The sequence below is a fragment of the Streptococcus pyogenes genome, from assembly GCF_002055535.1.
Classification (GTDB): Bacteria; Bacillota; Bacilli; order Lactobacillales; family Streptococcaceae; genus Streptococcus; species Streptococcus pyogenes.
The window spans coordinates 956,938-978,443 of the sequence record NZ_LN831034.1 but is presented as its reverse complement, the minus strand read 5'-3'; the positions used below and the strand labels follow the sequence as shown (position 1 = coordinate 978,443).

Below are 21,506 nucleotides of genomic sequence, written 5' to 3'. Positions count from 1 at the left end.
TTAAAATTACGGAAGACCGTGTTACATACCATGATGAGTTCATTATCAATCTAACTTAAATTTCTAAGGGCCTAAAATTAGCGATAATTTTGCCAATAATGCGAGGTTCTTCGCTATAGGGAGCAAACTTATCAGAATATTTTTTATTTAAGGACACTAGACGTAATCCCTCATCTTCACGAAATACCTTTTTGATATATGTTTGCCCATCCCATTCGACTGCATAAATTGCTCCATCGTAATCAAAACTATTTTGTTTTATAAGAACAACTTCACCATTTAAATAAGTTGGCTCCATAGAATCTCCAAAAACCCAAGACGCAAAATCGTATTCTAATTGTTCATCGTAAAAGACAACATCAAAGTTACCATCACCAAAATAGGAGTAACCAGTACCAGCAGATAAACTTTCATAGACCCGATAAGCATATAATTGTGATGGTTTATCTATGAGATCTTTAGATTTTTTGTCTATTTGATGATTTAACAATCGCTCTGAATAGCCAATTACTTTTTCTTTATTAGATATTGTCATTTTATTGACATGCAACAATCTTCCCAATTCTGATTGAGTTATTCCCTTTGATAATCGTGCTGTTTTTAGTTGATGTCCAGAAAACATTTGGTAGCTCCTTTAGTAAAGTTATAACTTTACTAATAGTATCAAAAAAATAAAACGAAAGCAAGTGTAACATTTTCTACAATTAATTCATGTGATAGTAACACTGTCAAAAAGGGGGAACACCTAAAACATAGCGACTAGATTCGTGTACTAGCAGGTCTATATCTGATAAAGAGTTAATTACTTTAAAGATAAAATTATCATTTAGTTCTGAGCTAAACAAATTCTGTGCCTGAAGTTACTAAAATAATGATAGTAAATTATTACTGAATCTAAAAGAAGTGATGTTAGTATCTGTAAAAAAGAGATCTGTCTCGTAACATCTTTCCGAAAAACTGTAATTTTCTTGAAAAATATTTATAGGTGTGATATACTGCTCTTGTAGAGAATGAATGTCATAAAATACATGAGACAATTTACGAAAATTCATTTTTGAAAAAATTGTTATTGTTAAGGAATTATGATGATATGAGACGCGAATTATTACTAGAAAAAATTGAAACCTACAAGGCTATCATGCCCTGGTATGTTTTAGATTATTACCAATCCAAATTAGCTGTTCCATACAGCTTTACCACCTTATATGAGTATTTAAAAGAATACAAACGCTTTTTTGATTGGCTGATGGATGCTGATTTAACGCAGGCGCCAAAGATTGCTGATATTGACTTGAGCACGCTTGAGCACCTTACCAAGAAGGATTTAGAGGCCTTTGTGCTTTATTTGCGGGAACGACCTTCTCTCAACACCTATTCCACCAAAGAGGGGCTTTCTCAAACCACTATTAATCGGACCTTGTCTGCCTTATCAAGCCTTTACAAGTACTTGACTGAAGAGGTTGAAAATGACCAAGGGGAGCCTTATTTTTATCGGAATGTTATGAAAAAAGTGTCAACAAAAAAGAAAAAAGAAACCCTGGCTTCCAGAGCGGAAAATATTAAGCAGAAACTGTTTTTAGGTGATGAAACTCTAGCTTTCTTGGATTATGTGGATAAGGAATATGAGCAAAAATTGTCTAATCGTGCCAAATCTTCTTTCCGTAAAAATAAGGAGAGGGATTTGGCTATTATTGCTCTACTACTTGCTTCTGGTGTTCGTTTGTCTGAAGCAGTGAATCTTGATTTAAAAGATGTCAATCTAAATATGATGATTATCGAAGTTATTCGCAAAGGCGGAAAACGTGATTCAGTCAATGTAGCAGGTTTTGCGAAAGGTTATTTGGAGTCTTATTTAGCTGTTCGTCAGAGACGTTACAAGGCTGAAAAACAGGATCTTGCTTTCTTTTTAACAGAATACCGTGGCGTTCCAAATCGAATGGATGCTTCTAGTATAGAAAAGATGGTTGGCAAGTACTCTGAGGATTTTAAAATTCGTGTGACTCCTCACAAATTGCGTCATACGCTAGCGACAAGACTATATGATGCTACTAAATCTCAGGTGTTAGTTAGTCATCAATTAGGCCATTCCTCTACTCAAGTCACGGATCTTTATACCCATATTGTCAATGATGAGCAAAAAAATGCTTTAGATAACCTTTAATGTTACATAATTGTTTTTATGTAACATTAAAGATAAAAATAGCTTCAAAATTAACTTTAATAGATGGCTACTATTAACCGTGACAGTTTGGTGTCAGGCCGTTTTCCAAACTACTCAAGCCACTTAGAAAAAGGAATATTACTGCTAACTTTGTCCCTTCTTTGAATGACTTTTTTGTGATGTTTATAGATTAAATCTAGTAGGGTTCTCATCAAAAAGATGAGATAAGCCTGTTTTTAGTATGTCAGTACTTTTATTTAGTATGATAATACGTTATTTTGTAAAGTAGCTTTTAGGATTATTCTTGTTAAACTACTTAATGTCATTACTGATAACTTAGAGTAATATAAAGCTAAAATTGAAGGAATATTAGAGAATCATGAAGACAGCTTCTTTAACATCAATTGGTTGAAAACAAGAATCAGATAACATTATCGTTAGATAGACTAAAGAATCAAAAACACAGTTTGTTACATAAATAAATTCTTGTCAAAACTTGTATTTTCTATTTGAACTGATACGATTGACAAAGGCTAAACTAAAATAGCTTGACTTTTTTAGAATCTTTGTGTTTTTTTGTCGGATCCCCTCCTATTTTTTCCTTGAATTGATCTATTTAACCTTTTAGAACAAGGTTTATCGCATACTATTTTTAGACATTTTGTTATAATAAAAAGAAACGACTTGAGGAGATAAAAGATGCCAAAGAGAATAAGAAAAGCTCTAGGAGTAGTTGGGAAACTGATGTCAATTGTTCCTGACACTACTGAAATTATTGGAAAAACGATTGATAACAGTCGACCAATTATCGAAAAACGTATGGAACAAAAACATGAAAAAGAGATGCAATTACGCACGATAAATGATGTGATTAATCTTCCTGTTGATCAGGCACAAGCTCATTTGGAACAACTTGGCTTTGTAGTAGCCACTATACCTGCTAAGCCTCATAAAAAATGGCTTCATAGTAATCTCAATGAAGTGGTTGCTATGTCTCCAAAATCTGGTAAATATAAGATAGGAAGCCTGATCAAACTCTACTACATTACTGTTGATGTTTTGGAAAAAAGTCAAGACTTATTAGACCAAGAAAACTTGCGGACTGTGGAACGCAATCAAAAAATCGCTGATACTTTTGAGTCTGTCAAACACATTCGATTTCCTTTTAAAAAATGGCGTTGATAAAAAACAGAGTTGCCTTTAGATAGATCAGCCTGTTTTGGTACTAAGTTATGTTATGATTCAATAAAATTAAAGATAAGGAGAAGAAATGCCTTACTACACTATTTCAAAAGTCTTTCCTTCAGATAAAACGACAATGGCTAGTGTAAAGAACCTGCTTCATCAAGAAGGTATTCGTTTGGATGCTCATTTAGATTATACTTGTGCCATCATGAATGCGCAAAATGATGTGATTGCTACCGGTTCTTACTTTGGAAATAGCTTGCGCTGTCTTTGCGTATCCAGTGCCTATCAAGGTGAAGGACTTCTTAATAGGATTGTGAGTCATCTCATTGATGAAGAATATGCCCTTGGCAACTATCATCTTTTTGTTTATACGAAGACCTCTTCTGCTGCTTTTTTCAAAGATCTTGGTTTTACTGAAATTGTCCATATCGACAATCACATCAGTTTCTTGGAAAATAAAAAAACTGGTTTTCAAGATTATCTGATGACACTTAATAAGCCTGAGCAAACACCTGGTAAAGTCGCTGCTATTGTTATCAACGCTAACCCCTTTACCTTAGGGCATCAATTTTTAGTAGAGAAAGCTGCAAGAGAAAATGATTGGGTTCATCTGTTTATGGTCAGTGAAGACCGCAGTCTAATTCCTTTTTCGGTGAGAAAGAGGTTGATTCAAGAAGGTCTAGCTCATCTTGATAATGTCATATATCATGAAACAGGTCCTTATTTGATTAGCCAAGCGACTTTCCCAGCCTATTTCCAAAAAGAAGACAATGACGTGATTAAGAGCCAAGCTTTGCTGGATACTGCTATTTTTCTAAAGATTGCTCAAACCTTACAGATTACAAAAAGATACGTTGGAGAAGAGCCAACCAGCCGAGTAACTGCTATTTACAATGAAATTATGGCAGAGCAGTTGCAGCAAGCTGGTATCCTCCTAGATATTTTGCCAAGGAAAGCTATCAATCAGCAGCAAGATCCTATCAGTGCCTCAACGGCTAGGCAGGCATTGAAAGATAATGATTGGGACCTTCTGGCAAAACTCCTTCCCAAAACGTCTTTAGATTATTTTTGTTCGCTAGAAGCCCAACCCATTATTAAAAAGATACAAGCCACTTCATCTGTCAAACATTACTAAGATAAAAAACCTATCTGATTATCAAAATCAGGTAGGTTTTTGGTATTGTTCTTACAGCAAATGCGTTTCACCAAGGAGATTAATGGTTAAGAGGATTAGTCATTCTCTGTTAGTCTTGAATGTCCAGTTGTACAGTAACTTCTTGAACCGGAACATCATAGAAAGGATCTTCACGGCGTCCCAAGAAATCTCTAGCTTGTTGCGGGAAGCTTGCATAGCTTAACACGTCTTCTTCTGAATGAGCGTATGGAGCAATCTCGTCACGTAGATAAATCATTTGAGGCTCGATTAGGTCGGCTGGTCTGCAAGTAATAACTGCTTCGTCACCAATGATTTTCTCTTTGATACCTTCTGCTAATGGCGCTGGTGATTGACCGTATAGCCCTCGAACATAGTCTTTGATTTCATTTGGAACTACCTTGTAACGTTCCCCTGAGATGATATTCATCAAGGCCTGTGTGCCAACCATTTGTGATAATGGCGTTACGAGTGGCGGATACCCAAGATCAGCCCTTACTTTAGGTACTTCTGCTAAGACTTCTTCGTATTTATCAGTTAGGCCTTGCTCGGTTAATTGGCTCAATAGGTTTGATAGCATGCCACCTGGAACTTGGTAAATCAATGTTTTTGGCTCAGTATCTTTGACTTTAGGATTTAAAATCCCTATTTCTCGATAGTGGTCACGAATAGTGTTGAAATATTCTGCAACTTTGGCCACCTCTTGCATATCCAAGCCTGTGTCAAAGCCTAAATCCGTCAAGGCAATCGCCATTGACTCTGTGGCAGGCTGACTGGTTCCCCCTGAAAAAGAGGAAATCGCCGTATCAATAATATCAGCTCCTGCTTCTGCTACTTTTAAGTAAGTCATTTCTGAAATACCACTGGTAGCATGGGTATGAACCTCAAGAGGGATAGTTGTATTCTCCTTGATACATTTGACCAATTGGTAACCTATTTCAGGAGTTAAGACACCAGCCATGTCTTTGATACAAATGGAGTCCGCTCCGATAGCTTGGTAAGCTTTCGCCAATTCAACAAAGTAGTCAATGGTATGTACCGGACTTGTCGTGTAAGAAATGGCAACTTGAGCATGCCCTCCAAATTTTTTAGTCGCTGAAACAGCTGTTTGCAAGTTGCGTGGGTCGTTTAAAGCATCGAAAATACGGACAATATCAATCCCATTTTCAATGGATTTTTGAATAAAGGATCTGACCACATCGTCAGCATAATTGCGATATCCAAGAAGGTTTTGTCCGCGTAAGAGCATCTGAAGTTTAGTCTTTTTCACTGCTTTACGGATGGCTCTTAGCCGTTCCCAAGGGTCTTCATTTAAAAAGCGTAGGCAGGAATCAAAGGTTGCTCCTCCCCACATTTCAAGGGCATGATAACCAGCATTGTCTAGCGTTTCGAGAATAGGAATCATTTCCTTGGTTGTCATACGTGTGGCAATCTGACTTTGTTGACCATCACGTAAAACTGTTTCCGTTATACGGATTTTCGTCATAATTGTTCTCCTCATCAACCTGTCTTATCTGATGACGATGATTGGTTGTCTTTATTGAAAAATGAATGGAGTAATTTTGAAATAGCAGTCTGCATCTCCTCGACACTGTGCTTACGTAGGCGACCGCAGACTTTGGCCTCTTTAGAACAGATAAAACATTGCCTAGGGGAGCCTCCTAATACGGTTCTGCTAATTGAATGAGGCAGATCATTTTGCAAGACCAAGACATCTAAATCCATGAGACGACCTATTGGCAACTCTGTCTCTAAGGCTATCATTTTTAACTTCAGGTCGCGGCTAGGTAGACTTGTGATGAGGTAATACTCATAACCCGTTGTAGGCAGTAATCGCAACTGGTAACAAATCTTATCGTCAGCTAAGGCAGTTTGAATGGCCTTAATCACTATATCAAAAGCTTCAAGAAGTTTAGGAGAGGTTTTAATTGGTCCAGGGATATTCATGGTGACCGATAATAAGCTACCTTCTGGGTACTCCTTTAATAAATGCAGCTGACGCAGAGCTCTTTCTTCGCGGGCTCTTAACATATCACTAAGTTGGATAGCTTCGCCTGAAAAATAAGTGTCTTTACACATTGTAAACCACATCCATGAGGCTACCGTCACGGTATTCAATAAGAGCAACAACCTTATCACCATATTGAATACGCTCAGGTGTGCCAACGATGGCGTAAGCCTTCTCTTTTAGCTCCTCAATACTAAATTGTGGCACATTGAGGGATTTGAAATGGTCTACTAAGTCTTGACGATTTGGGTTAATGGCAATTCCCACTTCTGTGACGATCACATCGACACTTGTTCCTGGTGTAATGACCGTATTAACCTCATCTACAAAAGTTGGGATGCGTCCGCGGATAAGTGGTGAAATAACCAAACTCATCTTAGCCGCAAAGGCAGTGTCGCAGTGTCCTCCAGAAGCGCCACGAATCACGCCGTCAGATCCTGTCATCACATTAACATTGAAGTTAGTATCAACTTCAAGGGCTGATAAAATACAAGTGTCTAATTGATTGATAACAGCACCCTTGCTCAAAGGTGAGGCATACATGTTGGCATCAATTTCATAATGTTCAGCATGCTTACCAAGAGAAACAGCTGATGGGTGATCAAAGTCTTGGACATCAAGAATTTTTTCAACCAGTTCTTCTTCGAGCAACTCCACCATAGCATTGGTAATACCACCAAGAGCAAAGCTAGCTTTGATATTTTCTTTAATCATAGCTTCACGCATGAAACGGGTTACTGCCAAAGAAGCGCCACCTGTTCCAGTTTGGAAAGAGAATCCTTCTTTAAAATAAGGAGAGTTGGTGATTACTTTAGCGGCGTATTCTGCAATTAAGAGTTCTTTAGGATTTTTCGTAAAACGAGTTGCCCCTTTGGCGATTCCTTGAGGATCTCCGATAGCATCCACTGTTACCACATAGTCAACATCTGTTTGAGGAATGCTGATTGGGGTATTAGGATAAGGAACCAAATTATCTGTCAAGATAACCACCTGATCCGCATATTTGGCATCAATCATGGCATAGCCCAAAGAACCACAGGTTGCTTTCCCTTTTGTCCCATTAACATTTCCGTAAGCATCTGAACTTGGGGCGCCCAGAAAGGCAACATCAATATGGATATCCCCACTAGCAATGGCACGAGCGCGACCACCATGGGAGCGAATAACCACAGGATTTTCCATTAGTCCTTCTGAGATGGCTGCCCCTACTTTGTCACGAAGACCAGATGAAGTGATGTTAGTGACCACACCATTTTTGATGTGATCAATCAAAGGCTCATGTACATTAGCGATGGAACTTGGGGCAATAGACAGGTTTTTAATGCCCATTTTGGCAATTTCCTCCAAGACCATATTCATAATGAAATCCCCTTCACGGAAATGGTGGTGGAAAGAAATGGTCATGCCATCTGTTAAACCTGTTTTTTCAATCGCTTCACGAACAGATCCTAGTAATTTAGAATCTCCAGGCTTAACTGGTTTAATACGGCGACTTGATTCGTCATACTGTTTGATATTTGCGAGTTCTCCTTCAAAGACACCGTATTGGTCGGCGTATGGTTGAGGAATATCTCTACCGAGTTTATTTGTTACCATCTTTAAATATCCTCCTCAGATAAAACACCTGCTGCTGTTGCTAGGGCAATCACACGTTCTGCACGTTCAACGATTGGTTTATCAACCATTTTTCCATTTAAGGAAATAACGCCAGAGCCTTTGCTTTCAGCTTCACGAATTGCCCAGATGACTTGTTTGGCATGGTCAATTTCTTTTTTTGTTGGGGTATAAATCTCATTGACCAGAGGAATTTGGCGAGGGTTGATGACCGATTTACCATCAAATCCTAACTGTTTGATCATGCGAACTTCGTTTTGGAACCCTTCGGTATTATTGACATCAGAATAAACAGTATCAATGGCAGCAATTCCAGCAGCACGAGCAGCGTGTAAAATCATGCTACGAGCAAAGAATAATTCTTGACCATCTGGGTAACGACGCGTTTTCATATTCGTGACATAGTCTTCTGCTCCAAGAGCAATACCAATCAAGCGCTTAGAAGCTTTGGCAATCTCACGAGCATTTAGGACACCTTCGGCTGATTCAATGGCTGCCATCATACGTGTGCGACCAACTTCAATGCTGTTCTCGCGTTCGACACGTTCAATAACAGCCTCCACATCAATAATATCTTGAGCAGTCTCTGTTTTTGGAAGACGAATCACGTTGACACCTGCCAAAACAACAGCTTCGATGTCTAAAGCCCCACAAGAATCAAGACCATTCACACGAACAACCGTTTCAACGCTTGAATAATCAAAAGTTTTAAGCGCAAAATGAACGAGAGCTCTAGAGGTGTCTTTTTCTTTGAGTGAAACAGAATCTTCCAAGTCAAACATGATTGAATCAGCGCCAAATAAAGGAGCATCTCGAAGCATGGCTGCATTGGCACCAGGCACAAACATCATTGTTCTTCTTAAACGTTCCATGAGTCAATCTCCTTCCAATCGTATTGGTCAATACCAGCAGCGCGATGAACAGCTGCGATGGTTCTCGCTTGAATGGTGCAATCTAATGCACCTTTATCAACAGCCTCTACTTTAGCAGCCGTCACCTTCAAATTCACTAGGGTTTGATGAATGAGTTGACGAATGTGATTGCCAAATTGTTTTTCAACACTACTGTCTAGGGTTATTGTAATGGTTTGCTCGTCATTAGGGGATACTGTAATCATTAGGTCACTTGATTCAAGTGAACCAGCAACGGCAGTTTGTTTAATATCCATTGCGTTTACCTCCTTGATTTTCTTAAATGATATTGTTATTTACTAACTGGGAAAAGTTTGATCAGGATCTCTGCGACAAGATAGAGAATGCCTAACACGATAAAGACACCTGCCATACCAAGCGCCATTAGCTCAAAGGAACTAATCAAATGGTCCATATTAATTGTCATAAGGTTTCCTTCCTTTCTTAGCTAAAGTAAGCTAGCAACAAACCACCTGCGATAACAGAGGCGATTTGGCCAGAGACATTGGCACCTACAGCATACATGAGGATAAAGTTTTGCGGGTCTTCATCTGTTGCCATTTTTTGAATGACACGACTTGACATTGGAAAAGCTGAAATACCCGCAGCGCCAATCATTGGATTAATCTTCTCTTTTCGGAAGAGATTGAGAAATTTGGCAAACATGACCCCACCGATAGAATCCATGATAAAAGCAAGTAAACCAAAGACGATGATTAAGAGTGTCTGTACATTTAAGAACAGGTCTGCCTGCATTTTAATAGAGATGGTCAATCCAAGCAAGATACTAATAATGTTTACCAATTCATTTTGAGCAGTTTGTGACAGGCGATCGAGCACACCACACTCCCGTAATAAGTTACCGAACATCAAAAAGCCAACTAAAGGTAGAGAAATTGGGGCGATGAACCCTGCTACTAAGGTAATGATGATTGGGAATAAGATTTTAGTCATTTGAGATACATTCTCAGCTTTGTAAGTCATACGGATACGGCGCTCTTTTTTCGTTGTCACTAATTTAATGGCAAATGGTTGGATAATAGGAACCAGAGCCATGTAAGAATAGGCTGCAACCGTAATTGGACCCAGTAAATCCTTGGCCAGTTGGTTGGCAACAAAGATAGAAGTCGGTCCGTCTGCTGCTCCGATAATGCCGATTGAAGCTGCTTCTTTAATGTCAAAGCCAGCCAGTACGGCAACAACCACAACAAAGAAAATTCCGAATTGAGCTGCAGCACCAAACAAGAGCATGAATGGGTTTTGAAGCAAGGGGCCAAAGTCAATCATGGCTCCTATACCAATGAAAATCAACAGTGGGAAAAGTTCTGTTCCAATCCCAAAATTGAAGAGAGCCTCAAAAACCCCTTCTTGCTCGACTCCGTTAACCACTTGTGTTAAAACTCCTGAACCAGGGAAGTTAACGAGAATGGTTCCAAGTCCCATGGGGACAAGTAAGGTTGGTTCGTATTCTTTTTTAATTCCTAGATACATTAAGAGGGCACCAATGACCATCATAACAATTTGAGGAATGGTGATGGAGGTTATTCCTGCGATTAAAGTGTCCACAAATTCACTTCCTTTTCTGTCTATTTATTCTAGTTATAGTACTATTAACCAATTGTAATGAGACCATCACCAGGATTGACCACTTGACCTGGACCGACGTGGATAGCTGTAATGGTTCCTGCTGATGAGGCCACAATCTCATTTTCCATCTTCATGGCTTCTAAAATCAATAGTGGCTGATTTTCAGTTACTTGGTCTCCCACTGCTACTAAGACTTTTAAGATGGTTCCAGGCATTGGTGATGGAATGGCATCCGCTCCCGCTGCAGCTACTGGCTGTGGTGCTTGCGCTTCCTCCACTTGTGGGCTTGCTTCAGTAGGGACAGGTACTGGAGTGGATATTGGTTGAGCGGGGGCAGCTGCTTGGGCAGGAGCACCGATTTCTTCCATTTCTACAAGATACTCTTTACCGTCAATGGTAATTTTAAATTTTCGTAACATCATTTTTCTCCTATATGTTATTGTGTCATGAGTTCGTCTAAAGTATCGTTCACCGACTACCTTTTGCAATAGATGGATGTCACCCGAAACTGACTTTCTGGGTAAACACCTGCAGCGATACTTGAAGCAATTAAAGAAACAGTGATTGCCTCAGGATTGCGCTTGAGAATGCGTTTAACCTTGAATTGACTATTAGGTCTATCGCCAGCAGCAATAACACTGGTAATTAAAGTAACCTTTTTGTAATCACTTTTGTCTGCAGGAATATAAGCGGGAATCTTTGCCCAGTTTTCAGAAGGTTCTATTTCTGTACTAAGGGACGAGGATTCTTTCAACTTCTCTTTTTTAGAGTGTTTAAACCATTTTTGTAAAAACTGCATGAGCTACCTCTTTTTCACATTTACCTATTTAAGGAACTAGTAAGTTTATTATATACTACCAATCTTTTTTGAGATGGCTTTTTTGTGTTCTTTCTAAGAGCGCTTTCAATGTTTCATAAAGTTTTTCAACAGTTACCTTTTATTTTATTTTTAGGTAACTGTTGAAAAACTGAGATCAAGATACTGATAGCAAGAAAAGCTTGATCTAACTAGGTTCATCATTATTATAGAAAATTTAAAGTCACCTGATGTAATAAAAATGGTTTTCAAAATTAATTTTCAAATTGTTTTTTTTGTGTCTTTCTGCACAAAGAAGTATTTATTTTATAAGCGCTTTCATCTATACTGAAATCATAACTTGAAAAAGGAGATAACAATGATGTTATTAACAATGCTGGCTTATGCCATGATTATTGTCTTTATGTACGTGGTAATGAAGAAAAAAATGACCCCTTTTACTGCTTTGGTCATGATTCCATTAATCATGACGATTGCTGTTATACTGACTGGTTCAGCTGACTTCAATGCAGATGCCAAATTTGTTGCCTTTGTTGGTGACGGTGGAATTGCTAAAGACCTAACAGCTATCGGACCAATGGTTATGTATGGTATCAACAATACTGCTAAAACAGGTATCATGTTGCTATTTGCCATTTTGTTCTTCTCTGTCATGTTAGATGCAGGATTGTTTGATCCGATTACTGAAAAGATGATTCGCTTTGCTAAAGGTGATCCAATGAAGGTGCTTATCGCAACAGCTGTCGTTGCTGCTGCAGTATCTCTTAATGGTGATGGAACAACCACTACTTTAATTTGTTGCTCTGCTTTCTTACCTATCTATAAAAAATTGGACATGAAAATCATGAACCTAGGTGTCTTGATTATTCTTCAAAATACTATTATGAACTTACTGCCATGGGGTGGCCCTACTGCTCGTGCGATGTCTGTTCTTGGTGTCGGTCCTGAAATTCTTGGCTATCTTGCACCGGGTATGATTTTATCTCTTCTTTATGTGATTTGTTGGGTTGCTCCAAGCATGGGGCGTAAAGAACGTGCAAGACTTGGTGTTATTGACTTGTCTGAAGAAGACATGCGTCAACTCACAGACATTACTGACCCAGATACCCTTTTTATTCGTCGTCCTAAAAACTTTGTTTTCAATGCTATCTTAACCATTGGATTAATCACTTGGTTAGTTGCTGGCTCTTTCAACAAATCTATTGCTATGGCACCGCTTCTTCTTTTTGCGGTGGGAACTTGTATCGCCTTGATGGTCAATTACCCAGTGCTTAAAGATCAATCAAAACGCATTGGTGACAATGCTGGTGATGCGGTTCAAGTGGTTATTCTCGTCTTTGCTGCTGGTATCTTTATGGGTCTTTTTCAAGGTTCTGGTATGGCTAGCGCTCTTGCACAAAGTTTTGCAACCATTATTCCAAAACAACTGGCAGGTTTCTGGGGTCTCGTTATTGCCTTAGTTTCTGCACCTGGTACCTTCTTTATCTCCAATGATGGTTTTTACTATGGTATCTTGCCTGTTCTTGCAGAAGCTGGTGCTGAATATGGTTTCAGTAACATGGCTATGGCACTTGCTTCCCTCATGGGACAAGCCTTCCACTTACTTAGTCCATTAGTTGCCTTCATTTATCTTCTTCTTCGCTTGACAGGTCTTGACATGGGGGAATGGCAAAAAGAGGCTGCTAAATATGCCCTTATCATCTTTGTTATCTTTGTGGTAACCATTATTGCCATGGGACAAATGCCACTTTACATTCCACAATAAACCAACGATAACACTACTACCTTATTCCTTATGAGATGATTAAAGTCATGTCCTTTTGTGAGCATGGCTTTAATTTTTCAGAACTCATCTAGTCCTATTGGAATGTTTCACAAATTTAAGTATAATAAAGTGAGGACACTAGCATTAAGGAGATGACATGAATCCTATTATCGAAGCCGTTAAACAAAATCTTGACCTATCAAGAAATATCCCTTTGAAAATAGCCTTTTATAACGCTCTTAAAAAGACCATTATTTTGCGACAAATTCCTGTTGGAAGCCGCATTAATGAAAAAGAGTTTTCCATTGCGCTTAATATTAGCAGGACACCTATTCGCTACGCTTTGGGATTATTGTCTGAAGAACACCTTGTAGAGCACATTCCTAAAAAAGGCATTATTGTCAAAGGAGTTAGTATCAAGGATGCCTGTGAAATTTTTGAAATTCGAAAAGCTCTAGAGACTCTCGCAACAGTGCAAGCGATGCATTTAATGACAGAAGAAGATTTTAAAGTCATGCATAACTTGTTGGAAGACTGTGAAACCTTTATCGCAGAGGATGACACCAATCGTATTTTGGATAATTTTAATGCCTTTAACAATTTGATTTACAGCTATAGCCAAATGGTCCGCTTAAAAGAAATTGTGACAGAATTGCAAGCTTATTTGGTCTACTTTAGAAAAATTTCGATTTCTTCAGTTGAACGCCGTAAACGAGCTCTATCTGAACACTGGATGATTTACCGAGGTATGAAGAACAAAGATCATGAGCAAATTACGTTGATTACACATGAACACTTGAATAGCTCACTTGAATTTATCTTAAAAGAAATGAGGCCTGAGCAAAATGACTAAGGCAGTTCTAACAAGTATTAGTCAACTGGCCTTAAAAGCTTTGCTTTATGAAGTCTCACTATCTCCAAAACCTGGTTTAGTTGATCGATTTGATAACGGTGCCCATGATGACATGTCCTTTATAACCTTTATCGACAGTATGATAGCACTCTCTCCTTTTTTTCAGGCTTATATCGAAACAGGTTTTGCTTATGCAAAAGAAGAGCCACTTCTTCTGTTTAACCGTCTTAGACAACTAGGTCAAAAGGCCGAGGAAACCATGTTTTGTGCTACTCAGGGAATTAACACTCATAAAGGCCTGAATTTTTCCATGGCTTTACTTCTTGGTGCAACTGGGGCCTATCTAGCAAGAACACCTCACTTAATGACTGATTTAGGGCGTTTTAGCAAGGAAGATACTCTAGCTATCTGTCGTTTAGTAAAACCTATGACGGCACATTTGATTCAAACAGACCTTGGTCATTTGAACACTAAAAAAGAGTTCACTTATGGGGAGCAACTCTTTGTAACTTATGGCATCAAAGGACCTCGGGGTGAGGCAAGCGAGGGATTCACGACCTTAACAGACCATGCCTTGCCCTACTTTCGTCAGATGATAAGTCAAAATGACCCCGAAACCAGTCAGCTTCGTCTTCTTGTTTATTTGATGTCTATTGTTGAAGATGGAAATCTGATTCATCGTGGAGGGATTGAAGCATGGAAAGGCGTTAAGGCAGATATGCGACTACTCCTGCAACAAGATTTATCAACAACTGACCTAAGATTGGCTTTGTCCTCCTACAATCAATGCCTCATTAATCAGCATTTAAGCCCTGGGGGCGCGGCAGATTTATTGGCTCTGACCTTTTATTTTGCTTTTTTAGAAAAACTACTTTAAAACGAGTGTCTTAGTTTTGCACTGCTATTTCAGCTAGACTATAAAAGTCAACTGATATAGTCCGTACAATCAGGACAGTCTTTTTTATAATTATTTTGGAATAGTTTATCACTCGAGCTTTCTACTAAAAAAGGAGCTAGATTGCTTCCAACTCCTGATAATGATTTATTAAGATTAATTTACTAATCCTTTTTCACAATTAGCCAAAGAAGGCCAGCAAGGCACCTGAGGCAATGGCTGAGCCAATAACGCCAGCTACATTGGGCCCCATGGCGTGCATGAGTAAGAAATTACTTGGATCTTCTTCTTGTCCGATCTTTTGGACCACTCGTGCTGCCATCGGAACAGCTGAAACACCTGCTGCTCCTATCATAGGGTTCACTTTGTTACCAGATAAATAGTACATGACCTTCCCCATCAAGACACCCCCTGCTGTCCCAGCAGCAAAGGCGATTAGCCCAAGGGCAATAATTTTCAAGGTTGTGGCTGATAAAAAGAGATCTCCATTGGCCTTAGCACCAACGGTTAACCCTAAAATGATAGTAATGCAAAACATAACCACTTGTTGGAGATTCTCTACAATTTTAGGAACAATTTTAATTTCTCTGACCAGATTTCCCAGCATCAAACAGCCAACCAAGGTTGTAGCACTTGGAACCAAAAGGCTGACAAAGATTGTTACCATAATCGGGAAAATGATTTTTTCTTTTTGTGAAACAGTTCTTGCTTGAGTCATTTTCACTTGGCGTTCCGCCTTGGTAGTCAAGAGTTTAATGATGGGAGGTTGAATAATAGGTACCAGAGCCATGTAAGAATAAGCTGCTAGGGCGATAGTAGAGAGTAAATCAGGCGCCAACTTTGTCGTCACATAAATAGCTGTTGGTCCATCGGCACCACCAATAATCCCGACAGAAGCCGCTTCTTGAGGTGTCATGCCTAACATAATAGCAAGGAAAAAGGCTAAGAAAATCCCAACTTGTGCTGCGCCTCCTAGTAAAATGGTTTTAGGATTGGCAATCAAGGGACCAAAGTCAGTTGATGCCCCCAAACAAAGAAAAATTAAAGGTGGGTAAATCCCTAGGCTAGTTCCCTTATATAGGTAATAAAGAAGGCCACCAGGATTACCATTGGCAGGGTGGTCCATCAATCCCGCCATAGGCAAATTAACGAGTAAAATCCCAAAGGCGATTGGTACCATAAGGTAAGGCTCATATTCCTTTTTGATACCAAGGTATAAAAAGAAACTGGCCAAGCAAATCATGATAAGATTATTAACAGTTAGATGAGCCAATCCTGACGATTGGACCATTTGATTGAGTACGTCTAGCATGGTTTCCTCCTAGAATGAAATCAAAACTTGTTCAGACTCGACCGTTTGGTTAGCCACAACATGAATTTTTGAAACCAGACCATCTGCAGGTGCTAGAATTTCATTCTCCATTTTCATGGCCTCTAAGACCAGAACAGCTTCTCCTTTTTTAACAGCTTTTCCTTCTGTAGCAAAGATAGACAAGACTGTTCCAGACATTGGAGCCTTTACCTGAATGCCACCGCCAGCAGCGTTGGCATTCATTTCTTTCTCAGTAGCGGGTGCTGCTGGCTGGCTAACTTCAACAGTTTCTCCATCAACTAGTTCACGTAAACTCACTTCATAAACCTGTCCATTGACAGTCACTTCATATCTTTTCATTAGGATTTCCTTTCCACGGCAATAACTTCAAACCGTTTTCCTGACTCTTCTTGGCTAGCATAAGCAAGACTAGTCATAACAGCAATTCTAGCCAATTCGTCTTTGGCTAAAAGAGTTTCGAGAGCTTCTCCACTCAACTTGTCAGCTTCTTGCTCTTGAGGAATGCTGGAAGCTTGTTGAGAGAGAGTTTTTTTTTCTTGTGACAATAATTTACCACTTAGCATCATTAATCCCATAATCCCTGTTAAACAGGTTAACACTAAGAACAAGGATACTAAGGTAACTTGTAAGATATCAATAAAGGAATAGGTCATTTGATCTCCATATTTTTGTTTCTATCTGATTAAGATAGCCTATTATGCTTTGATAAAGGCAGTCACTTTAATGACGTCATCAGTTTGGTATTTGGTTGTTAAAAACGGTTTTGCTACGCTTGGGAAGAGGGCATAAGTCAGCACATCTTCGTCCGTTTGGGCTAAATCTGCTACTTCTGCTTTTAACACCTCGAATTCAGGACTTAGTTGATCTGCAGGACGATTTGTGGTGACAGGAGCTGAGCCAATTTGACTTCGTTTTAAGTCTTCGTTGACTGGTGCTGGTGTTTTGCCATAGTCGCCTGCCAAGTATTGTTTAATTTCCTTAGACACCATCTGGTAAGGTTTTCCTAAAATCACATTCATAGCAGCTTGAGTCCCGACCATTTGGCTAAGCGGTGTTACTAAGGGAGGATAACCCAAGTCTTTTCTTACCCGAGGAACTTCTGCTAAAACTTCTTCTAATTTTGATTCGGCATTGGCTTGTTTCAGCTGAGATAGCATATTAGACAACATGCCTCCAGGAACTTGGTATTGTAGTGTCCTTGGGTCTGGAAAGAGAAGACTGGGATCCAGAATGCCATCTGCTAAGTACTTTTGACGGGCTTGTCGAAGGTGATTAGCAGCCTGTTCCAGTAGCGTTTCATCTAATGTGATATCATAACTTGCTTCTTTTAAGGCTAAATACATGGATTCTGTAGCAGGTTGTGAAGTGCCTTCGCTAAAAGGTGACAAAGCCGTATCAATTCTATCAGCACCAGCTTCTACTGCTGCTAGATAGGTCATCTGAGAAATGCCACTAGTTGCATGGGTATGCACAATAAGAGGTAAGTTAGTCATGGCTTTGATACCAGATACCAACTCTTTAGCCGCTTTGGGAGTTAGAATACCAGCCATATCTTTGATGCAGATAGAATCAGCTCCCATCTCAACCAATTCTTTCACTAAAGAAAGGTAATAGTTAAGCGTGTGCACTGGGCTAGTTGTATAGGCAATACACAGTTGAGCCTCTTTACCCGTCTTTTTCACAGCTCTTAAGGCTTGCTGGATATTTCGTGGGTCATTTAGGGCATCAAAAATGCGGAAAACATCAATCCCATTTTGAGCTGATAAACTAATGAATTTGTCAACGATGTCATCTGCATAATGACGGTAGCCTAAAAGGTTTTGGCCTCTTAATAACATTTGTAAACGGGTATTAGGTAAGCCTTTTTTTAACGTGCGCAGCCTTTCCCAAGGGTCTTCGTTCAAAAAACGAATACAGGCATCAAAGGTTGCTCCTCCCCAACACTCTAGGGAATAATAACCAATCTTGTCTAAGATGGTAAGGACAGGAAGCATATCTTCAATAGATAAACGCGTTGCCATCAAACTTTGATGACCGTCCCGTAAAACTGTTTCTGTTATTGCGACTTGCTGCTGCATGCTAAAACCTCCAAACTGAATCAACTAATGAGTACTATTCATTATATAATATTGCTTCTAGTGACCATAGTCTATTCATGTATTTTTTGTGCATTCTTTTGCATAGCTAGCGCTCAAATCAGCAAGTAAAAAAGTCCTCTTCAGCAACTCAACTGAAAAGGAACTCTTTTTTAGTGTTAAAGCGACGCTAAGCAGGTGTCTAAATCTGCCAAAGCACGACTAGCAATAGCTTCATAACGTTCTTTTTTGTCACGAATGCGTGGGCCTTCTAACTCTTTGATGATGCCAAAGTTGACGTTCATTGGTTGGAAATGCTTACTGTCGGCATGAGTCACATAATGAGGCAAACTCCCAATAGCTGTTGTCTGAGGAAAAATAAGTGCTTCTTCTCTTTTGAACAAACGAGCAGCATTGATTCCTGCTACTAAACCTGAAGCAGCTGATTCGACATAACCTTCAACTCCAGTCATCTGACCTGCAAAGAAAAGGTTTGGATTGCTCCGAGATTGGAAGGTTTCGGTTAAAAGATTTGGTGAATCCATATAGGAATTGCGATGCATGACGCCGTAGCGGACAAACTCAGCATTTTCAAGCCCTGGAATCATTTGGAAAACGCGTTTTTGCTCACCCCATTTGAGATGGGTTTGGAAACCAACGATATTATAAAGGCTTCCAGCTGCATTATCTTGACGCAATTGCACGACGGCATATGGCGTTTTAAATTCTCCATCGCGAGGACCTGTATAGTCATCTGGATATTCCAATCCAACGGGTTTCATAGGTCCATAAAGCATGGTTTTAATGCCACGTTTAGCCATAACTTCAATCGGCATACAGCCTTCAAAATACTTTTCTTTTTCAAAGGCATTCAGCGGGGCTTCTTCTGCGGTTGTCAGAGCTTCATGGAAAGCCATGAATTCTTCTTTGGTCATAGGGCAGTTGAGGTAAGCAGCTTCGCCTTTATCGTAGCGAGATTTAAGGTAAACCTTGCTCATATCAATGGTAGATTTATCAATGATAGGCGCTGCTGCATCGTAAAAATAGAATCCGTCGCCACCATTTAGCGCGTGAATTTTTTCTGCCAGGGCATCCGAAGTCAGCGGTCCCGTCGCGATAACCGTGATAGCATCGTCAGGGATTTCTGTAATTTCACCACGAATGACCTCAATGAGAGGATGATTTTCCAACTCTGCAGTGACACTCTCTGCATACCCCTCACGGTCAACAGCCATTGCTCCCCCAGCAGGTACGCGGTTAGCTTCACCATTACGCATAATAATGGAGTCTAATCGCCGCATTTCTTCTTTGAGAAGACCGACTGCATTGGTTAAGCTATCACCACGAAATGAGTTGGAACAGACCAATTCGGCAAAATTAGTGGTTTTATGTTGCGGTGTTGCTTTGACACCACGCATTTCATACAATTTAACGGGGATACCGCGCTTAGCAATCTGATAGGCAGCTTCAGAACCAGCTAGCCCAGCTCCAATAACATTAATATAAGTTGCAGTTGATTGAGACAAGTCACTAATACCTCTTCGGGAATGACATCTCTTAGATGACAGACCCACAAATCTTTCTAATGTAGTTACCTGACTTATTATAACAGAAATAAGAAGAAAGAAAAAGAAAGAGACTAAGCGTTAGTCTCTTTCTACGGGAACCCTTTTCAACTAGAAGAAACAAATCCATGCTGCGATAAAAACACTGAGAATACTAAATAAAGAACCAATTAGGTAGTATTCTGCAAAAGCTGGACTTTCCGAAATTTTATTATAGCGAGCAATAGATTTAGCGGTAAAGACCAGACCTATTGAAGCAAATTGCCCCATGATCATACACACCCCAATAACAATTCTCTCTAGAATTCCTATGGTAGCCCCCGCTCCTATGATCGTGTCCATTTTTTCTCCTTGGTCAGGCTGGTATTTGCTGAAAAAGAGTTTAAAGACAATATTAGTTGGTTTGGTAATGAGTAGGATAAATAAAACGGTCATCAAAATAGATATCGGAAGCCAATTAGGCAAGGTCACCCCTGCTAACCTTAGCCCAGCAAATGAACTAATAGCGATATGTAAGCATTGATCCAGCAGAAAAATCCACTCTCTTTTCCATTTTAGAGAGTTAGCCATCTTTGGCTTTAGCCAGTCAATAAGCGCGTGACTTATCATAACCAATAGGCTCATCAACCATGCTTGTGGGATAATGAGGGTTAAACAAATTAGGGGAATGCTAACTCCAATCAAGTGGTAACCTAAATAAGTCAAATGTTTTTCTTTTAAATCAGCTACTTGCTGACTTTGTAACTGGTAGTCTGATAACACATGACAAATGAGAAACAGGGTAAGTGTAGGGGTTTGAGCTAGGTAGTGAGAGACACCATTAATCATCAGTTTCCTCCTTGATTTGTTTGAGACAGTTTAGCGCACTCTGCCGTGTTCTCAGATAAATTTTAACATGACTACTTTTTAGACGTTTTGACAAAGCGCTAGAGCTAAGAGATAATTGCTTTCCTAGTCGTTGTTGATCAAAGTATTCCTCATAAATGCCCAAATCTAAAAGCGTGTCAAAAATTTCCCATTGACTAGCTCGCCAGTTGGCTTTAATAGCATCTCCAGCTGCTAGTAAACTGTTTAATACATCATCCTGGTTGTGATGACCAGTCCGAAGAGCTAATGTAGTATTACCATAATCATTTTTTTGATGAATATAACGAATAGCCTCACGAGCATGCCAATAAGCAGGTCCATCAGCCCCAATACTAATATCAGGATTGATGTCTGTTAGAATAGAACCTACTCCTACTCCAAATCGAATAGGGATATCCATGTGATGATTAATCAAATCAATCAGATGGAAAATAGGAGTATCCACCTGAAAAAGTCCTTGAAATTCATCTCCCAACGTTAGGGATAATTTAGAAATAATATAAGGAGCAAAGGTTTTGTTGAGGTCGTCTAAATAAGCTGCTAAAGTTTTTTGAACTTTGGAACGATCCGTCAATTGTTTGGACTGGATAATATCTCCAATAAGCGCTATATATGTCATAAGAGCCCCCTTTCTTACAGTCTATTATAACGGACTAATACAAAAAAGTCCATTATAAAGGAATTTTTAGAATTATTCCTTTATAATGGACGTCA

Annotated in this window: 23 protein-coding genes; 6 read left to right on the top strand and 17 right to left on the bottom strand. The window is 39.4% G+C overall.

Annotation, left to right across the window (positions count from 1 at the left end):
- Window positions 1-55 precede the first annotated feature (55 nt).
- Window positions 56-622, bottom strand: a complete 567-nt coding sequence (locus B6D67_RS05245; protein WP_029714014.1) for a LexA family transcriptional regulator — start codon at window positions 620-622, stop codon at window positions 56-58.
- Between the two features lie 468 nt (window positions 623-1,090).
- On the opposite strand from B6D67_RS05245, the gene xerS reads away from it, so the two are divergent.
- The 3 genes from xerS (at window position 1,091) to citC (ending at window position 4,484) form a co-directional block, all read left to right on the top strand.
- Window positions 1,091-2,161 (top strand): tyrosine recombinase XerS, encoded by a 1,071-nt coding sequence (xerS, locus tag B6D67_RS05240; RefSeq protein WP_002984598.1) that lies wholly within the window; start codon window positions 1,091-1,093, stop codon window positions 2,159-2,161.
- Between the two features lie 699 nt (window positions 2,162-2,860).
- Window positions 2,861-3,343: a PASTA domain-containing protein gene (locus B6D67_RS05235; RefSeq protein WP_010922334.1), complete on the top strand. Its 483-nt coding sequence runs from the start codon at window positions 2,861-2,863 to the stop codon at window positions 3,341-3,343.
- Window positions 3,344-3,431: 88 nt separating this feature from the next.
- On the top strand, window positions 3,432-4,484 hold the full coding sequence (citC, locus tag B6D67_RS05230; protein ID WP_011017789.1) for a [citrate (pro-3S)-lyase] ligase: 1,053 nt from the start codon (window positions 3,432-3,434) through the stop codon (window positions 4,482-4,484).
- A 109-nt stretch (window positions 4,485-4,593) separates the two neighbouring features.
- Here citC and B6D67_RS05225 read toward each other — a convergent pair whose 3' ends face one another.
- From B6D67_RS05225 to B6D67_RS05190, 9 genes are read right to left on the bottom strand one after another with little or no spacing between them, the layout of a single operon-like run.
- Window positions 4,594-5,988, bottom strand: coding sequence for an oxaloacetate decarboxylase subunit alpha (locus B6D67_RS05225; protein WP_011285541.1), 1,395 nt, complete (start codon window positions 5,986-5,988; stop codon window positions 4,594-4,596).
- 14 nt (window positions 5,989-6,002) lie between these two features.
- On the bottom strand, window positions 6,003-6,581 hold the full coding sequence (gene citX / locus B6D67_RS05220) for a citrate lyase holo-[acyl-carrier protein] synthase (protein ID WP_010922331.1): 579 nt from the start codon (window positions 6,579-6,581) through the stop codon (window positions 6,003-6,005).
- A complete protein-coding gene (gene citF / locus B6D67_RS05215; protein WP_010922330.1) occupies window positions 6,574-8,106 on the bottom strand; it encodes a citrate lyase subunit alpha in 1,533 nt (510 codons plus the stop codon). The genes citX and citF overlap by 8 nt, the downstream gene beginning before the upstream one ends.
- Window positions 8,107-8,108: 2 nt before the next feature.
- Window positions 8,109-8,996, bottom strand: coding sequence for a citrate (pro-3S)-lyase subunit beta (gene citE, locus B6D67_RS05210; RefSeq protein ID WP_010922329.1), 888 nt, complete (start codon window positions 8,994-8,996; stop codon window positions 8,109-8,111).
- The gene (gene citD / locus B6D67_RS05205) at window positions 8,984-9,292 is read right to left on the bottom strand and encodes a citrate lyase acyl carrier protein (protein ID WP_010922328.1); all 309 of its coding nucleotides are present in this window, start codon (window positions 9,290-9,292) and stop codon (window positions 8,984-8,986) included. Before citD ends, citE begins: the two co-directional genes overlap by 13 nt.
- Window positions 9,293-9,327: 35 nt before the next feature.
- The gene (locus tag B6D67_RS10505) at window positions 9,328-9,462 is read right to left on the bottom strand and encodes an OadG-related small transporter subunit (protein WP_003050685.1); all 135 of its coding nucleotides are present in this window, start codon (window positions 9,460-9,462) and stop codon (window positions 9,328-9,330) included.
- 17 nt (window positions 9,463-9,479) lie between these two features.
- On the bottom strand, window positions 9,480-10,601 hold the full coding sequence (locus B6D67_RS05200) for a sodium ion-translocating decarboxylase subunit beta (RefSeq protein ID WP_002991766.1): 1,122 nt from the start codon (window positions 10,599-10,601) through the stop codon (window positions 9,480-9,482).
- A 44-nt stretch (window positions 10,602-10,645) separates the two neighbouring features.
- Window positions 10,646-11,041 (bottom strand): acetyl-CoA carboxylase biotin carboxyl carrier protein subunit, encoded by a 396-nt coding sequence (locus B6D67_RS05195; protein ID WP_002991764.1) that lies wholly within the window; start codon window positions 11,039-11,041, stop codon window positions 10,646-10,648.
- A gap of 56 nt (window positions 11,042-11,097) precedes the next feature.
- Complete coding sequence (locus B6D67_RS05190; RefSeq protein WP_011285538.1) at window positions 11,098-11,421, bottom strand: hypothetical protein; 324 nt, start codon at window positions 11,419-11,421, stop codon at window positions 11,098-11,100.
- 379 nt (window positions 11,422-11,800) lie between these two features.
- Here B6D67_RS05190 and B6D67_RS05185 point away from each other — a divergent pair, with 379 nt between their 5' ends.
- The 3 genes from B6D67_RS05185 (at window position 11,801) to citG (ending at window position 14,934) form a co-directional block, all read left to right on the top strand.
- On the top strand, window positions 11,801-13,204 hold the full coding sequence (locus tag B6D67_RS05185) for a CitMHS family transporter (protein WP_014635470.1): 1,404 nt from the start codon (window positions 11,801-11,803) through the stop codon (window positions 13,202-13,204).
- Between the two features lie 157 nt (window positions 13,205-13,361).
- Window positions 13,362-14,057 (top strand): GntR family transcriptional regulator, encoded by a 696-nt coding sequence (locus B6D67_RS05180; protein ID WP_002995032.1) that lies wholly within the window; start codon window positions 13,362-13,364, stop codon window positions 14,055-14,057.
- Entirely contained in the window at window positions 14,050-14,934 is an 885-nt protein-coding gene (citG, locus tag B6D67_RS05175) for a triphosphoribosyl-dephospho-CoA synthase CitG (protein ID WP_010922323.1), read from the top strand. The genes B6D67_RS05180 and citG overlap by 8 nt, the downstream gene beginning before the upstream one ends.
- Window positions 14,935-15,133: 199 nt before the next feature.
- Here citG and B6D67_RS05170 read toward each other — a convergent pair whose 3' ends face one another.
- The 7 genes from B6D67_RS05170 to B6D67_RS05140 form a co-directional block, all read right to left on the bottom strand.
- Window positions 15,134-16,264: a sodium ion-translocating decarboxylase subunit beta gene (locus tag B6D67_RS05170; RefSeq protein ID WP_010922322.1), complete on the bottom strand. Its 1,131-nt coding sequence runs from the start codon at window positions 16,262-16,264 to the stop codon at window positions 15,134-15,136.
- A 9-nt stretch (window positions 16,265-16,273) separates the two neighbouring features.
- A complete protein-coding gene (locus tag B6D67_RS05165) occupies window positions 16,274-16,624 on the bottom strand; it encodes a biotin/lipoyl-containing protein (protein WP_010922321.1) in 351 nt (116 codons plus the stop codon).
- Window positions 16,624-16,938 (bottom strand): membrane protein, encoded by a 315-nt coding sequence (locus B6D67_RS05160; protein WP_009881173.1) that lies wholly within the window; start codon window positions 16,936-16,938, stop codon window positions 16,624-16,626. Before B6D67_RS05160 ends, B6D67_RS05165 begins: the two co-directional genes overlap by 1 nt.
- Before the next feature lie 42 nt (window positions 16,939-16,980).
- Entirely contained in the window at window positions 16,981-18,384 is a 1,404-nt protein-coding gene (locus B6D67_RS05155; protein WP_282097740.1) for a pyruvate carboxylase subunit B, read from the bottom strand.
- Window positions 18,385-18,539: 155 nt separating this feature from the next.
- Window positions 18,540-19,886: a methylenetetrahydrofolate--tRNA-(uracil(54)-C(5))-methyltransferase (FADH(2)-oxidizing) TrmFO gene (gene trmFO / locus B6D67_RS05150; RefSeq protein WP_010922319.1), complete on the bottom strand. Its 1,347-nt coding sequence runs from the start codon at window positions 19,884-19,886 to the stop codon at window positions 18,540-18,542.
- Between the two features lie 150 nt (window positions 19,887-20,036).
- A complete protein-coding gene (locus B6D67_RS05145) occupies window positions 20,037-20,753 on the bottom strand; it encodes a DUF3307 domain-containing protein (protein WP_009880716.1) in 717 nt (238 codons plus the stop codon).
- Window positions 20,746-21,411: a SatD family protein gene (locus B6D67_RS05140; RefSeq protein ID WP_002989760.1), complete on the bottom strand. Its 666-nt coding sequence runs from the start codon at window positions 21,409-21,411 to the stop codon at window positions 20,746-20,748. Before B6D67_RS05140 ends, B6D67_RS05145 begins: the two co-directional genes overlap by 8 nt.
- Window positions 21,412-21,506 lie beyond the last annotated feature (95 nt).

What these genes read in the sequence shown, in the direction of transcription:
- B6D67_RS05245 (WP_029714014.1), bottom strand. Translation starts at nt 622, where the DNA reads ATGTTTTCTGGACATCAACTAAAAACAGCACGATTATCAAAGGGAATA.
- xerS (WP_002984598.1), top strand. Translation starts at nt 1,091, where the DNA reads ATGAGACGCGAATTATTACTAGAAAAAATTGAAACCTACAAGGCTATC.
- B6D67_RS05235 (WP_010922334.1), top strand. Translation starts at nt 2,861, where the DNA reads ATGCCAAAGAGAATAAGAAAAGCTCTAGGAGTAGTTGGGAAACTGATG.
- citC (WP_011017789.1), top strand. Translation starts at nt 3,432, where the DNA reads ATGCCTTACTACACTATTTCAAAAGTCTTTCCTTCAGATAAAACGACA.
- B6D67_RS05225 (WP_011285541.1), bottom strand. Translation starts at nt 5,988, where the DNA reads ATGACGAAAATCCGTATAACGGAAACAGTTTTACGTGATGGTCAACAA.
- citX (WP_010922331.1), bottom strand. Translation starts at nt 6,581, where the DNA reads ATGTGTAAAGACACTTATTTTTCAGGCGAAGCTATCCAACTTAGTGAT.
- citF (WP_010922330.1), bottom strand. Translation starts at nt 8,106, where the DNA reads ATGGTAACAAATAAACTCGGTAGAGATATTCCTCAACCATACGCCGAC.
- citE (WP_010922329.1), bottom strand. Translation starts at nt 8,996, where the DNA reads ATGGAACGTTTAAGAAGAACAATGATGTTTGTGCCTGGTGCCAATGCA.
- citD (WP_010922328.1), bottom strand. Translation starts at nt 9,292, where the DNA reads ATGGATATTAAACAAACTGCCGTTGCTGGTTCACTTGAATCAAGTGAC.
- B6D67_RS10505 (WP_003050685.1), bottom strand. Translation starts at nt 9,462, where the DNA reads ATGACAATTAATATGGACCATTTGATTAGTTCCTTTGAGCTAATGGCG.
- B6D67_RS05195 (WP_002991764.1), bottom strand. Translation starts at nt 11,041, where the DNA reads ATGTTACGAAAATTTAAAATTACCATTGACGGTAAAGAGTATCTTGTA.
- B6D67_RS05190 (WP_011285538.1), bottom strand. Translation starts at nt 11,421, where the DNA reads ATGCAGTTTTTACAAAAATGGTTTAAACACTCTAAAAAAGAGAAGTTG.
- B6D67_RS05185 (WP_014635470.1), top strand. Translation starts at nt 11,801, where the DNA reads ATGTTATTAACAATGCTGGCTTATGCCATGATTATTGTCTTTATGTAC.
- B6D67_RS05180 (WP_002995032.1), top strand. Translation starts at nt 13,362, where the DNA reads ATGAATCCTATTATCGAAGCCGTTAAACAAAATCTTGACCTATCAAGA.
- citG (WP_010922323.1), top strand. Translation starts at nt 14,050, where the DNA reads ATGACTAAGGCAGTTCTAACAAGTATTAGTCAACTGGCCTTAAAAGCT.
- B6D67_RS05170 (WP_010922322.1), bottom strand. Translation starts at nt 16,264, where the DNA reads ATGCTAGACGTACTCAATCAAATGGTCCAATCGTCAGGATTGGCTCAT.
- B6D67_RS05165 (WP_010922321.1), bottom strand. Translation starts at nt 16,624, where the DNA reads ATGAAAAGATATGAAGTGACTGTCAATGGACAGGTTTATGAAGTGAGT.
- B6D67_RS05160 (WP_009881173.1), bottom strand. Translation starts at nt 16,938, where the DNA reads ATGACCTATTCCTTTATTGATATCTTACAAGTTACCTTAGTATCCTTG.
- B6D67_RS05145 (WP_009880716.1), bottom strand. Translation starts at nt 20,753, where the DNA reads ATGATTAATGGTGTCTCTCACTACCTAGCTCAAACCCCTACACTTACC.
- B6D67_RS05140 (WP_002989760.1), bottom strand. Translation starts at nt 21,411, where the DNA reads ATGACATATATAGCGCTTATTGGAGATATTATCCAGTCCAAACAATTG.